Consider the following 14,058-nt stretch of genomic DNA (forward strand, 5'->3'; position numbering starts at 1 on the left):
GCCCGGCTCCGCTCCGTGCGCCCCCCGGCGCGCCCGGACCGCCGGTCACGCCGTCACCGCCGGAACCGGCATCACGACCGCCGGGCGTACCGGCATCGCGACCGATGCCGGTGCCGGTCCCTGTGCCTGTGCCTGTGCCTGTGCCGAACCAGTCGGCCGTCCCGGAGGTCCGCTTCCCGCCTCCGGCACGGCGGCCGGGCTCTCCCCCGTCGGCCCGGGGCCCGGGGAGCGAGGGACCCCGGTCCTCCCCCCGTCCCTCCGCAGGCCCCGGCCGCGCGTCCGGTCCGCCCGGCTCCGCCCCGTCTCCCGCGCCGGCGCGGGGTCCGCCCTCCGCGGTCCCGCGTTCCCCGGTGGTTCCCGGCCGCGGTGCCCGGACGGCCGCAGGCCGCCCCGCGCGCCCGGGCCCCCCGCACCGCCCCGGACTCCCGCCCGGTGGTGGACGGCAAGCTCGCCGCCGCCGGCCGCGCGCCGCGCCGCGGGGAACCGTTCCTGACCCGCGCCCTGCGGGCGGTGCGGCGGACCGTTTCCTCGTCGGCCGCGCGTGAGGTCGCCGAGACGACCGCGACCGCCGAGGTGCTGCAGCAGCCGGTCACCACCGGCCGTCAGATAGCGGTGACGTCCATCCGCGGCGGGTCGGGCAAGACCACGGTCGCCGCGCTGCTGGGCACCACCTTCGCGCACTACCGCCAGGACCCGGTGCTGGTGGTCGAGGCGGACCCGGCGCTCGGCTCGCTGCCGCTGCGGCTCGGCGCGGAGAGCCTGCGCTGGACCACCGGCGACCTCGCCGACCTGATCGAGCCGCAGATGACCCTGCTCGACGTGACCGGCTACCTGGTCAAACTGCCGGGCAACGCCTGGCTGTTGCCCGCCAGTCAGGGGCAAGTCGGCACCATGCTCAGCACCAAGGCGTACGAGCGGGTCATGATCTCGACCCGCCGCTACTTCGGGGTGACCGTGGTGGACTGCGAGACGATGCCGGCCGAGGTCGCCCGCACCGCGCTGTCCGCCGCGCAGGCCCGGGTGCTCACGGTGCCGGCGACGCTGGAGGGCGTGGCCAGCACGCTCGCGGTGCTGGAGTGGATGAGCGGGCTGCCGCGGGGGATCACCACCTCGACCGTGGTGGTGATCTGCGAGACCGCTCCGCGGTCCGGCGTCGACCTGGCGAAGGCCACCGAGCGGCTGGAGGCCACGGGGGCGCGCGTGCGGGTGCTGCCGTACGACCGTCATCTGGCGGCGGGCGGGACCATCCGCCCCGAGTTGCTGGCCCACGGCACCCGGGAGGCCGCCACACGGCTGGCCGCGGAGGTGTTCCGGCTCTCCCACAGGAGGCGCTGACCCGGCCCGCCCCGCGGCGGCCTGGGCCGGCTGCGGCGGGCAGGCCCCGGTGATCCCGGCCGCCGGTGCCGGGCACGCCGCGCGGACCGGGGACCCGGCGAGCCCGGGGACCCCGACGGGCCCGGGGACCCCGACGGGCCCGGGGCCGCCGGCCGGGCCGAGGGCGCCGCCGAGACCGGGGACCGCCGGAGACGCCGGCGCCGCCGGAGACGCCGAGGACACCGAGGACACCGAGGACGCCGAGGAAAAGGCAAGGACGATGAGCACCCGACTGATCCACCGGCCGGCCCGCACCACCCGGCCCCCGGCCCCTCCCGAGCCGCGCACCATCGAGGCGCCGCCCAACCTGCCCGAGGGCAGGACGGGTTCGGTCGCCACCTCACTGCTGCCGGTCGCCGGTGTGATGTCGTCCGTCGTGATGATGACGGTCATCCGCAGCAGCCAGTTCGCGGCGCTGGGCGCGATCATCCTGGTCGTCACCGTCGTCGGCGCGATGGTCCTGCTCCTCTCCCAGCGCGGCAAGGCGCAGCGCACCCGCCGCACCCAGCGCGAGGCGTACCTCTCCTACCTGGAGGACCTGCGGGAGGAGTTGTTCCAGGAGGAGACGCGGCGGCGGGAGAGCGCCCAGGTGCTCAACCCGCCGCCGGAGGCTCTCCACGACATCGTGCGCGACCCGGCCCGGCTGTGGGAGCGGCGCCGGACGGACGCCGACTTCCTCCGGGTCCGGGTGGGCACCGGTGAGATGCCGGTGCGCGACCTGCGGGTGGGGCAGCCGAACTCGTCCGTGCTGACGCCGCCCGACGAGTTCATGCTGAACGAGGCCTCCGCGCTGGTGTCCCGCTTCGGCATCGGCACCGAGCTGCCCCTCACCGTTCCCCTGGACCGGGCCGGCGACGTCAGTGTCGTCGGCGGCCGGGAGGACACCCTGCGCGTGGCGCGGGCGCTGATGGCGCAGGCCGCGGCGACCCACGCGCCGGACGACGTGGCGATGGCGCTGGCGGTGCCCGGCGACCGGATGGCCGACTGGGAGTGGGCCAAGTGGCTGCCGCACCTGCTGGACGGCGAGCAGTTCGACGGCCCGGTCGCCGCCCGTCGCATCGAGCCCTCGCTGCTCCAGCTGGCCCGCCGTCTCGGTCCCGAGCTGCGCCGCCGTGCCTCCTACGCGGCCGAGGTGCGCCGCGGGCTCTCCGACAAGGCGGCCCTGTCGATGGCCTCCCGGCTGCTGGTGGTGGTCGACGGGCACGGCGACGACGCGGTCGACCTGCCGCGCCCCGACGACGCGGTGGGGCTGCGCGACATGGGCGTCACCGTGCTGCACCTGCTGGACGAGCGGATCCAGGAGCCCGGCAGTGTGAGTCTGCGGATCACCGTCGAGGGCGAGCGGGTCGTGGTCGAGGACCTGCGCGCGCCGGAGCCGATCGCCGCCCACGGCACCGTCGACGACATCGGCGTCCCCTTCGCCGAGGGCCTGGCCCGGATGCTGGCCCCGCTGCGGCTGTCCGCCGAGTCGGTGGCCGACGCGCCGCTCGCCGGGCCCGTCGGCTTCGCCGAGCTGCTCGGCATCGACGACGTCGCCGACCTCGACCTGGACCGGCTGTGGGCGCCGCGCGGCGAGAGGGCCTTCCTGCGGGTGCCGATCGGCGTGGGCGACACCCACGAGCCGGTGCTGCTCGACCTCAAGGAGTCCTCCGAACTCGGCATGGGCCCGCACGGCCTGTGCGTCGGCGCGACCGGTTCCGGCAAGTCGGAGCTGCTGCGCACCCTGGTGCTCGCCCTGGTCGCCACCCATCCGCCGGAGGACCTCGCCCTCGTCCTCGTCGACTACAAGGGCGGCGCGACCTTCGCCCCCTTCGCGGACCTCCCGCACGTCGCCGGCGTCATCACCAACCTGGAGAACCAGGCCGGTCTCGTCGAGCGCGTCCACGCCTCGCTCGCCGGAGAGGTCAAGCGCCGCCAGCAGGTGCTCAAGAACGCGGGCAACGTCGCCGACATCGGCCACTACGCCGCCCTGCGCGCCGAGCGGCGTCCCGACCTCGACCCGCTGCCGCACCTGTTCGTGGTGATCGACGAGTTCGGCGAACTCCTCACCGCCAAACCGGACTTCATCGACCTGTTCCTGTCGATCGGCCGGATCGGCCGGTCCATCGGCGTCCACCTGCTGCTGTCCAGCCAGCGCATCGAGGGCGGCAAGCTCAAGGGCCTGGACACCTACTTGTCGTACCGGCTGGGTCTGCGCACCTTCTCCGCCGACGAGTCCCGCACCGTCCTGGACACCACGGACGCCTTCCACCTGCCCCCGCTGCCCGGCTTCGGCTACCTCAAGGTCGACACCAGCCACTACGAGCGGTTCAAGGCCGGTTACGTCTCGGGCGCCTACAACGGCCCGGTCCGGCGCGAGACCGAGGAGAGCGGCCCGCTGGCCCTGGAGTACGGGGCGTACAACACCCTCGGCGAGGACGGGGGGAGCACGGGCGAGGAGCCGAAGGTCCGTCGCCGGGAGACCGGGCCCACCCAGATGGGCATGATGATCGGCCAGCTGGAGCGGGCGGGCGCCCGCCCGGTGCGCCAGATCTGGCTGCCGCCGCTGCCTTCGGCGGTCCCGCTGGACAAGGTGGCGGGACCGGTGGCGGTGGGAGCGCGGGGCATGCAGCTGGCCGGGCGGCGCGGCCCGCTCCAGGTGCCGCTCGGCCTTCTCGACGACCCGGCCAAGCAGTGGCAGGGCCAGTGGTACCTGGACCTCACCCTGGCGGGCGGCCACGCGGCGGTCATCGGCGGCCCGCAGTCGGGCAAGACCACCCTGCTGCGCACGCTGGCCCTGTCGCTGGCCCTCACGCACACCCCGCAGGAGGTCGGCGTCTACGGCCTCGACCTGGTCGGCGGCGGCCTGCAGGTCCTGTCCGGGCTGCCGCACGTCGGCGGGACCGCCGGCCGCGCCGACCGCGAACGCGCCGCCCGCACCGTCGAGTCGGTGCGCACCATGCTCGACCGGCGCGAGGAGCTGTTCCGGATCCACGGGATCGACTCGCTGGAGCAGCTGCGCACCCGGCGCGCCGCGGGGCAGGTGCCGGAGTTGGCGTCCACCGAGATCGTGCTGCTGATCGACGGGTTCGGCGCCCTGCGCGACGACTTCGAGGAGCTGGACGACGCGGTCTCCGACATCCTCAAGCGCGGCAGCGGCTACGGCATCCACGTGGTCGCCGGCATGCTCCGCTGGAACGACGTGCGCATCGCCACCCAGTCGCAGTTCGGCACCCGGGTCGAGCTGCGGCTGAACGATCCCGGCGAGTCGAGCATCGAGCGCAAGCTGGCCCAGACGCTCTCCCCGGAGGAGAAGGGCCGCGTCCTCACCGACGGCAAGCTGTTCGCCCAGGTGGCGCTGCCGCGCACCGACGGCCTCGCCGACACCGACGACCTGGGGGCGGTGCTGGAGCGCACCGCGCGCCAGGTCCGGGCCACCTGGACCGGCGAGGTCGCCCAGCCGGTGCGGGTGCTGCCCCACGTGCTGGAGCCGAACGCGCTGCCGACAGCGGCGGCGGAGCCCCGGCGCGTGCCGGTCGGCCTCGACCAGTCCCAGCTCGAGCCGGTGCTGCTCGACCTGTTCCGGCACGACCAGCACCTGGTCGTCATGGGTGACAGCGAGTGCGGCAAGACCAACCTGCTCAAGGTGGTCGTCCAGGGGCTGGTCGAGCGCCACGGGGAGGACGAGCTCGTCTTCGGCGTCTTCGATCCCCGGCGCGGTCTGCGCGGCGCCGTCCCGGAGGAGTACCGGGGCGGTTACGCCTACAACTCGAAGCTCGCCGCGGGCCTCGCCGCGGGCATCGCCGCGGAGCTGGAGAAGCGGTTGCCCGACGAGGGCACGGACGGCGAGGACCTGGAGCCGGGCAGTTTCTCCGGCCCGCGGATCGTGATCCTCGTGGACGACTACGACGTGCTCACCACCGCGGGGCAGCAGCCCCTGGCCCCGTTCGTCCCGTACATCCCGTCGGCGGTCGACATCGGCCTGCACTTCGTCGTCACCCGACGGGTCGCGGGTGCCGCGCGCGGCCTGTACGAGCCGCTGCTGCTGGGCCTGCGCGAGTCCGGCGCCTCGGCCCTGGTGATGGCCGGCGACCGCGGCGAGGGCCAGCTCTTCCCCGGTGTGTACGCCGGCCCGCAGCCGCCCGGGCGCGGCGTGCTGGTGCAGCGGGGGCGTCCCAGCCGGCTGATCCAGACCGTCTACGCGGGGAACAGGTGAAACACGCATGACGAAGGACGTCGTCACTCTCACGAAGAAGATGCCCGACCCTCTGAGCGTGCTCGCGGGGCTGCTGGCCGGCGGCCCCGACCGGCTGGCCGGCGTCGAGGGCGAGGGGGCGGTGGTGCGGCTGTGCGACGCGCAGGGCCGTCCGCTGGTCTCCGTCGAGGCCCCGCTGCTGGTGCAGGTCAGGGGTGAGGCGGAGCGCCTGCTGGGGGCGAGTGCGCCGGAGGTTCCGTACTGGTGGACCGAGGCCCGCGCCACGACCGGCGTGAAGGAGGCCGAGCAGCTCGCCGGCACCTTCGCCGCCCGGCTCGCCACACTGGTCGGCGGGACGGCCTGGCCCCCCGGGGCCGCCTGGTCGCTGGCGGTGGTGGACACGGACGGGATGAGCGCGGCGCCGGTGCCGGCGTCCGCCCGGCCCGCGGTGGACGTCCTCACCGACAAGGTCGCGGTCGTCATCCAGGACCGCCCGGTGATCGCCATGACCGCGTGGCTGGCGGACGCCTTCCGGGCGGCGGCGGAGTCCGAGCTCGGACTCCAGATCGTCACTCCGGCCGGCACCCGCCTCTCCCCCGCGGTCCGCGCCGGCCTGCCGGGCTGGCCGTCCCGTTGGGTGGTGCAGGACGAGCGGGACGGCTACTACGACGGTCTCTCCGGGGCCGTCCTGCAGTGGAGGGACGGCTTCTTCGCCACCGTCGTGCCCCCGGACGCGACCGAGGAGGACCCGCGCACCCCGGTCGCGGCGAGCTTCCGGGAGGGCGCCACCGCGCACGGGGACACCGGCGAGCGGCAGCTGGCGATCTCGTTCCGCACCGTCCATCCCGCCGACGACCGCCTGGTGCTCGGCGGCGCCCTGGAGGCCGTGTGGCGGGAGGTCACCGGTGAACCGCCGGCCGGCTGGGGCACCGAGGAGCCCGCCAACCTTCCGTGGTCGCTGCGGCAGCTCACCGAGGTGGCGTACGAGCGGGCGCCCGCGCCGACCTGGCTGGTGGTCGTCGGCTCCCCGGAGCGCCCGGGTCTGGCGACCGTGCGCGTCACCCGGACCAAGGCGGGTGTGGAGGAGGACGTGACACTGGCCTTCGGGTACGGCCCGGGCGAGACGCCGCCGACGGAGGCCGTGGAGGCGGCGGCGGACGCGCTCGCCACCCGGCACGGCCTGCAGTCGATGCTGGTGCAGCTCCGCCGGGCGCGCCGGGACCTGTCCGTCCCGGCGTACTTCGAGGGGCCCGGCGCGCCGCTCGCCTTCGTCCTGGGGGCCGAGGAGGTCCGCGCGATGCCCGGCGACCGGGCCCGCCGGACCCCGCTCGCCGAGCCGCCGCGCGAACTGGGCCCGAAGACCCGTCCCGCGCTGTACTACCCGCTGCCGGGCGACCCGTCGGACCTGTCGGGCTGGCAGGACTTCGAGCGGCTGATGCGGCACCTGAAGGGCGAGGAGACGGCGTAACCGGCCGCGGGAGCCCGCCGGTTGCGCCCGCCGGTCCGGGCCGGGAGGGCTCACCCGGCCCGGAGGACGGCGTCCAGGAGGCGCAGGAGTTCCCCGGTGCGGCCACCGCCGGACGGGGCCTGCGGGTAGCGGCGGAGGACGTCGGCGACCGCCGGTGTCGCGTGGGACGCGGCCTGCCGCACCTGCCGCTCGCCGACGGTCCGGTCGCCGCCCGCGAGGAGTTCGGCCGCGCGGGCCGCGTGGGCGGCGGAGCCGAGGATGTGCTTGACCTGGGTGGCCTTGGCCAGCGGGTGGAGATAGGCGGCGCCCGCCGCGGCCATGGCCGCCCGCGCCGCCTCGGAGGCGGCCGCGCCCTCCGCGTCCTCGGCCTCCTGCGCCGCCCGGGCGGCCCTGAGCGCGGCCCACGCCGCGTCGCGCAGCGCCTTGCCGCGCTCGCCGCCCCGGGCGAACTCCCGGGCGGCGTCGACCGCCCGCCTCGGGCGCGGGTCGTCCGGCCGGCCGGCCTCGAAGATGCCGAGGACCGCCTCCGCGCAGGTCGCGGCGAACCCGGTCACCTCACGGAGGTCCGGCCGGCTCAGGTCGATCTCCCGCGCTCGCTCGGTCATGGATCCCATCCTCGGGCATCTCGCGGCACCCCCGCACGGCTTCCCCCGGCATCCCGCAGACCCTGGAGGGCCGCCTTCGGGCGCCGTCGGCGGCCGCGCCGAACGCGGCGGCCGCTGCGAGGAACGCGGCGCGGAGCGTGCCGGAGCCGCGCGGTGCGCGTCGGACGGTTTTCCGCGGAGCCGTTCGCTCCCGACGGGCCCGCCGGAGCTCCGGCGCGGTGAATAACCACGTGCCGGGGCACGGTCGTTGGTGCAGACTCGCGCGCATGGCGGCGATGACGACGTTCCGGGACGCGGTCGGCAGCTGGGCGGCCGGCGGCTCCGCCGGGCCGGCGGGTGAGGCGGCCGCGTCGCTCGGGCTGCGCACGGCGGTGCTGCTGGAGGGACCCAGTGACCTCGCCACCGTCGAGGCCCTGGCCGCCCTGCGGGGCCGGGACCTGGCGGCCGAGGGGGTGTGCGTGCTGTCGATGGACGGCGCCATGAACGCCGGCCGCTTCGCCCGGGTCCTCGGCCCCCCGGGGCTCGGCCTGCGCCTGACGGGCCTGTGTGACGAGCGCGAGCGGCCGTACTACGACCGCGGCCTGGAGCGGGCGGGCGCGCCGCGCGACGGCGTCTTCGTGTGCGTCGCGGACCTCGAGGAGGAGCTGATCCGCGCGCTCGGCGCGCAGCGGGTCGAGGAGACGGTCCGGGCCGAGGGCGACCTGCGCGCCTGGCGGACCTTTCGCAGCCAGCCCGCGCAGCGGGGCAGGTCCCGTGAGCGGCAGCTGCGGCGGTTCCTCGGCACCAGGAAGGGCCGCAAGATCCGTTACGGCCGCGTCCTGGCCGAGGCCCTCCGTCCCGGCGAGGTTCCCGCCCCGCTCGAGGGCCTCTTCTCCCGCCTGTGACCCCGTCCGGCTCCGCGTCCCCGCCCGGCCCGGCCACTTTCGACCGGCCCCACGGCTTCGACCGCCCCCATGACTTCGACCGACACCGCCGAACGGAGAGGGAAAGGCATGACCTCCCACCTGCACGCGCTCACCTTCGACGCACTCGACCCGACCGCCCTCGCACTCTTCTGGGCGGGCCTCCTGGGCCGGACGATCGGCGAGGACACGGGTGACGGCGTCACCGTCCTGCCGGGGAGCGGGACCGAACTCCCGCTCCGGTTCGTCCGGACCCGGGAGCCGAAGACGAGCCAGAACCGGCTGCACTTCGACCTGACGAGCGCCTCCCTGGACGAGCAGAAGGAGACCGTGGCGAGGGCCCTGGGGCTCGGCGGCCGGCACACCGACGTCGGGCAGCTTCCGCAGGAGGAGCACGTGGTGCTCGCCGACCCGGACGGCAACGAGTTCTGCGTCATCGAGCCCGGCAACGGCTTCCTGGCCGGCTGCGGGTTCGTCGGGGCTATCGCCTGTGACGGTTCGCAGGCGGTCGGGTACTTCTGGAGCCGGGCGCTGGGCTGGCCGCTGGTCTGGGACGAGAACGAGGAGACGGCGATCCAGTCGCCCGCCGGCGGGACGAAGATCACCTGGGGTGGTCCGCCGTTGATGCCGAGGCTCGGCAGGGACCGGATCCGCTTCGACCTCGCCGTCGGTGCCGGCGACGGCCTCGAGGCGGAGATCGAACGCCTCCTCTCCCTCGGCGCCACCCGCCCCGACGGCGGGGGGCGCGACGACGGCGGGCGCGTGGTGCTGAACGACCCCGACGGCAACGAATTCACCGTGCGGACGGCCCGATAGCCTTGCCCCAGGTCAGGATCACAGAGGGGTGGAGACGATGACGGACATCGTGAAGGCGGCGGCGCGCAAGGTCTTCGAGCGTTACGACGTCGACGGGGACGGCCAGGTCACGGCCGAGGAGTACCGGCAGGTGGTGTCGGAGCTGGAAGGCTCCGGGATCACCGAGGAGCAGGCCCGGGAGCTGATCGACTCGCTCGACACCGACGGCGACCGGCAGATGTCCTTCGAGGAGTTCTGGGCCGCGATGAACGGCTGACGCGCGGGGACGGCCCGGGCCCGGCGCGGGGAGCGCGGGGCCCGGGCCGTCCCGTTTCCGGGGGCGGGCGCGGGTCGCGCCCGGCACGGAGGCCGGGACCCGGTGGCCTGCGGCCGGTCAGCCGGGCCGCTTGGCCATGACGACCACACCTGGCCCGGTCAACTCCTCCGCGGGGAGCCGGAGTTCCGCGACGGGACACAGTCCGGCCCGCTCGATCATTTCCACGAGCTGCTCCGGCCGCCACTTGTGCGTGGTCCAGCGCACGGGCACGCCGCCGTAGGCCTCCGTGCGCACCAGGTCCTCGTCCCCGACGTGGGTCGCGGTGATCAGGTGCCCGCCCGGCTTCAGCGCGCGGGCGAACATGGCGAGGACCTGGGGCAGGACGTCACGGGGGAGGTTGAAGAGCGACCACCACCCGAGCACACCGCCGAGGGACCCCTCGGCGAGGTCGAGTTCGGTGGCGGAGGCGACGTCGAAGCGGCATCGCGGGTGCAGGCGGCGCGCGTTCTCGATCATCCGGGGGGAGAGGTCCACGCCGGAGACGTCGAGGCCGCGCTCGGCGAGGTAGGCGGTCACCGTTCCGGGGCCGCAGCCGACGTCCAGGACGGGGCCGAGCCCGCCGACGGTGTCGGCGAAGGCGTCGATCGACGCCTTCAGCCAGGGGTGACTGCGGATGTCGCCGACCCCCGTGGTCAGCACCATGTGGACGTAGTTGTCGGCCACGGCGTCGTAGGAATCACGGACCACGTCGAGGTCGACCGGGCGGTCGATACGGTGTGCGCGCATCACCCGACGTTAGCCCGCGGCAACGACACCGCGGACCGGGCCGGCCGGGGCGGACGGTTCCCCTCAGCCGGCGGCGCCGGCCGCGGCCAGCGCGATCTCCTCGCGGATCTCCTCGACGCGGTCGTCGAGGTAGAAGTGCCCGCCCGGGAAGGTGCGCAGCCGGAACGCCCCCGTGGTGTGCTCCGACCAGCGCTCGACCTCGGCCACCTCCACCGCGGGGTCCTCCTCGCCCGCGAGGCCGATCACCGGGCAGGTGAGGCGCAGGCCGGCGGGGGCCCGGTAGTGGTTGCCGGCGTGGAAGTCGTTGCGGACGGCCGGGAGGACCAGCTCGAGGAAGGCGGGGTCCTCCGGGAGGGACGCGCCGGAGCCGCTGCCCAGCCACCTCATGGCGTCGAGGAGCTCGGCGTCGGTGTCCAGCGCGCGCGAGGAGCCTTCCGGCGGGAGGGACGGGGCGCGCCGGGCCGAGGCGAACAGGGCGCGCACCGTCGCCCCGCGCCGCTCCAGCCGCACGGCGGTCTCGAAGGCGACGGCGGAGCCGAGGCTGTGGCCGAACAGCACCAGGGGGAGGTCGGCCCAGGGCTCCAGTTCCTCGGCGACGCGGTCCGCCAGCTCCCCGACGTCCGCGACGCAGGGCTCCGCGATCCGGTCCTGCCGCCCCGGGTACTGGACGGCCAGCGCCTGGACCTCCGGGCTCAGCGCGCGGGACAGCGGGTGGAAGCAGGTGGCCCCGGCCCCACTGTGCGGGAAGAGCACCACGTGCGGCGCGTCCCGCGCAGCGGTGTGGAACCGTCGTATCCAGGCCGTCCTCTTCGGGCGCTCGGTCACTGCCCCGTCCCTTCCGCTCGGCTTCGCTTCCCCGGCCTGATCATCGCACCGTCGCCCCGGACTTCCGCCCACCGGCCCCGCCCGGCGCCTCCCGGCCCCGCCCGGCGCCTCCCGGCCCCGGGCGGGACGGCCCGTCGAGGTCACCGGAACCTTCGGCTCCGACCCGCATGTTCGGGGAGGAAACAGAATTTTCCCGACTTCTGCCGCATTCGGGGAATGTTCTCCTTCGCACCACATGTTGTGACAGGTGCGAAGGGAAAGCGCCTGTCGTCCCTGCGGCCCGGCGCCGCGCACGAGGGACAGGTTTGCCGTTCCCCCTGGAGGACACTCCGTCGCCGGACGCGGAACCGGTGGAGCGGGTCCGCGGGCAGTTCGCATGTGTGCGGGGGGAGTTGGGTCCACCGGGAGGTCACCGGCCTCCGACCTTCCGGCCGAGGGTCCGGGCGCGAAGCGGCTTTGGGGAGCCGCGGACCGTCCGGACCGCTCGTCTCCCGCCCTTCCCGGATCCCGCCTCGGGCTGCGATCATGGCCTGACCTCGCCCTTCTTCCGCCTTCCGTCCGCCCAGGAGGTTCCGCGTGTCCTCGGACGCCCCCACTTTCGACGTCGCCGCCGTACGTGCCCACTTCCCGGCCCTGCTCACGTCCGGCTGGGCCCGGTTCGACGCCCCCGGCGGTACGCAGACCCCCGCGCCCGTGGTGGCCGCGATGGCCGAGGCCCTCACCCGCCCGCTGGCCAACCGCGGCCGGGTCACCGAGGGGCAGCGCAACGCGGACGGGATCGTCGTCGAAGCGCGCCGCGCCATGGGCGACTTCCTCAACACCCCCGCCTCGACCGTGGTGTTCGGCCGCAGCGCGACCCAGCTGGTCTACGACCTCGCCCGTACCCTCGCCAAGGAATGGGGGCCGGGCGACGAGGTGGTCGTGACGCGGCTGGACCACGACTCCAACATCCGCCCCTGGGTCCAGGCCGCGGAGGCCGCGGGCGCGACCGTGCGCTGGGCGGACTTCGACCCGGCCACCGGTGAGCTGCGGCCCGAGCACGTCGGGGCGGTGCTGTCCCCGCGCACCCGCCTGGTCGCGGTCACCGCCGCCTCCAACCTCAACGGCGCCCGCCCCGACGTGCCGGCCATCGCCGCCCTGGCGCACGCGGCCGGCGCGCTGCTGCACGTCGACGCCGTGCACTACGCGGCGCACGTCGCCGTCGACCTGCCGGGGCTCGGCGCGGACACCCTGGTCTGCTCGCCGTACAAGTTCCTCGGCCCGCACCTCGGGGTGCTGGCCGGCCGCGCCGAACTGCTGGAGTCGCTGCACCCCGACAAGCTGCTCCCGTCGAACGACGCCGTCCCGGAGCGGTTCGAGCTGGGCACGCTGCCTTACGAGCTGCTGGCCGCCACGCGGGCCGCCGTGGACTTCCTCGCCGGTCTGGCCCCGGTGACCGCCGGTCCGGGCCGCCGGGAGCGGCTGGTGGCCGCCTTCGAGGCGACGGAGGAGCACGAGGACCGCCTCCGCCGGCGCATCGAGGAGGGGCTGGCGAAGCTCCCCGGCGTCACCCTCCACTCCCGCGCCGGACTGCGCACCTCCACCCTGCTGTTCACGGTCGACGCGATCCCCGCGGCGGAGGTCTCGCTGCGGCTGGCGGAGCACCGCGTGGACGCCCCCGCGAGCTCCTTCTACGCCCTGGAGGCCTCCCGTCACCTGGGTCTGGGCGACGGGGGCGGGGTGCGGGTGGGCCTCGCCCCGTACAACGACGACGAGGACGTCGACCGGCTGCTGGCCGCGCTCGGGCAGGTCCTGCGCTGAGCACGGCTCCCCGGGCGGCGGACCGGGCGAGGCGGACGGCGGAGCCCGGCCCCGCCGGCGGTGCCCGGTCCCGCCGGCGACGGGCCGGCGGGGCCCCTCTTCCCTCAGGACCACGCACCGGACGGCACCTGCCGCAGCGCCTCCGCGCGCCCTTCTTCGCGTCCGCCCGCGGACCGGCCGCACGCCCTCCGGGGAGGGGCCGGGCCGGTGTGACGCGGCGCACCCGCCGGAAACGCACGCGAGACCTCACGGCTCTTCACACGACCTGACCGGATCCGGACCGCGAACCCGGAACCGCCCGTACCGGCCGGCCGTCCTCCCCCCTGTTGCAGGAGAGTGCAGGGGAGGCACACAGTGACCTGGCAGAACAACCCGCAGCCACCACCACCGGTTCCGCCGCAGCAGCCGGCGACCGCGCCCCGCCGGGCGAAGGGCCGCCTGGGCGGCCTGCTGGCGCTGGGCGTGGTGCTCGCGCTGGGATTCGGCGCCTCGCAGGTGTTCAAGGAGGACGACGGCACCACCTCGGCCCCGTCCTCGTCCTCGTCGAGCTCGGCGGGCGCGTCGCAGTCCTCGGGCGACCAGGAGTCGCGCAGGTGGAAGAAGGGCGACTGCGGCGGTCCCGACCCGGAGAAGGGGTCGGACAGCTACCGGATGTTCGACTGCGACGCGCCGGGGGCGACTTTCAAGGCCCTGGAGATCATGGACGGCAGCTTCATGCCGGAGTCCGTCCAGTGCCCGGCCGGCACCGACCTGATCATCGAGGTGTCGATCACGTACGGCGGCAGCGACTCGGGCGGCATTCCCAGCGAGACGGTCTGCGGCCGCAACCTGTCCGACGACCACCCCGGCGACGCCGGTGCGGGCGGCGGTCAGCTGGTGGAGGGCGACTGCGTCGACAGCCGGGCGCAGGAGATCGCCTGCTCCGGCGCGGGGGCGGCCGACCACAAGGTCCTCGGGCTGGTGAAGAAGAAGTCCGAGTGCCCGGCCGGCACCACCGAGCCCATGGAGCTGCTGTTCGCGCTCGGACGGCCGTACGACGTGATCTGCGGCGG

Annotated in this window: 11 protein-coding genes; 8 read left to right on the top strand and 3 right to left on the bottom strand. The window is 75.3% G+C overall.

Annotation, left to right across the window (positions count from 1 at the left end; all coding sequences use genetic code 11):
• Positions 1–366 precede the first annotated feature (366 nt).
• The 3 genes from A2U95_RS03255 to A2U95_RS03265 all read left to right on the top strand — a co-directional run bounded on the left by A2U95_RS03255 (position 367) and on the right by A2U95_RS03265 (position 7,016).
• Positions 367–1,335, top strand: a complete 969-nt coding sequence (locus tag A2U95_RS03255) for a CpaE/TadZ family protein (RefSeq protein WP_240957183.1) — start codon at positions 367–369, stop codon at positions 1,333–1,335.
• A gap of 259 nt (positions 1,336–1,594) precedes the next feature.
• On the top strand, positions 1,595–5,569 hold the full coding sequence (gene eccCa / locus A2U95_RS03260; protein ID WP_166020716.1) for a type VII secretion protein EccCa: 3,975 nt from the start codon (positions 1,595–1,597) through the stop codon (positions 5,567–5,569).
• Between the two features lie 7 nt (positions 5,570–5,576).
• Positions 5,577–7,016, top strand: a complete 1,440-nt coding sequence (locus tag A2U95_RS03265) for a DUF6177 family protein (RefSeq protein WP_166020717.1) — start codon at positions 5,577–5,579, stop codon at positions 7,014–7,016.
• 50 nt (positions 7,017–7,066) lie between these two features.
• Here A2U95_RS03265 and A2U95_RS03270 read toward each other — a convergent pair whose 3' ends face one another.
• Positions 7,067–7,621, bottom strand: a complete 555-nt coding sequence (locus A2U95_RS03270; RefSeq protein ID WP_166020718.1) for a putative immunity protein — start codon at positions 7,619–7,621, stop codon at positions 7,067–7,069.
• A gap of 266 nt (positions 7,622–7,887) precedes the next feature.
• Here A2U95_RS03270 and A2U95_RS03275 point away from each other — a divergent pair, with 266 nt between their 5' ends.
• The 3 genes from A2U95_RS03275 to A2U95_RS03285 all read left to right on the top strand — a co-directional run bounded on the left by A2U95_RS03275 (position 7,888) and on the right by A2U95_RS03285 (position 9,595).
• Entirely contained in the window at positions 7,888–8,505 is a 618-nt protein-coding gene (locus tag A2U95_RS03275; RefSeq protein ID WP_166020719.1) for a TOPRIM nucleotidyl transferase/hydrolase domain-containing protein, read from the top strand.
• 108 nt (positions 8,506–8,613) lie between these two features.
• Complete coding sequence (locus A2U95_RS03280) at positions 8,614–9,339, top strand: VOC family protein (protein WP_166020720.1); 726 nt, start codon at positions 8,614–8,616, stop codon at positions 9,337–9,339.
• Between the two features lie 37 nt (positions 9,340–9,376).
• Positions 9,377–9,595 (top strand): EF-hand domain-containing protein, encoded by a 219-nt coding sequence (locus A2U95_RS03285; RefSeq protein ID WP_166020721.1) that lies wholly within the window; start codon positions 9,377–9,379, stop codon positions 9,593–9,595.
• 117 nt (positions 9,596–9,712) lie between these two features.
• Here the strand turns inward: A2U95_RS03285 and A2U95_RS03290 are convergent, their stop codons facing one another.
• On the bottom strand, positions 9,713–10,381 hold the full coding sequence (locus A2U95_RS03290; protein ID WP_166020722.1) for a class I SAM-dependent methyltransferase: 669 nt from the start codon (positions 10,379–10,381) through the stop codon (positions 9,713–9,715).
• Between the two features lie 63 nt (positions 10,382–10,444).
• Complete coding sequence (locus A2U95_RS03295) at positions 10,445–11,206, bottom strand: thioesterase II family protein (RefSeq protein ID WP_240957184.1); 762 nt, start codon at positions 11,204–11,206, stop codon at positions 10,445–10,447.
• A gap of 576 nt (positions 11,207–11,782) precedes the next feature.
• Here A2U95_RS03295 and A2U95_RS03300 point away from each other — a divergent pair.
• Positions 11,783–13,006, top strand: coding sequence for a cysteine desulfurase-like protein (locus A2U95_RS03300; protein WP_166020724.1), 1,224 nt, complete (start codon positions 11,783–11,785; stop codon positions 13,004–13,006).
• Between the two features lie 354 nt (positions 13,007–13,360).
• The coding region (locus tag A2U95_RS03305) for a hypothetical protein (RefSeq protein WP_240957185.1) at positions 13,361–14,058 on the top strand (698 nt) is incomplete at its 3' end.

This window comes from Streptomyces chilikensis (assembly GCF_001642695.1).
Taxonomy (GTDB): domain Bacteria; phylum Actinomycetota; class Actinomycetes; order Streptomycetales; family Streptomycetaceae; genus Streptomyces; species Streptomyces chilikensis.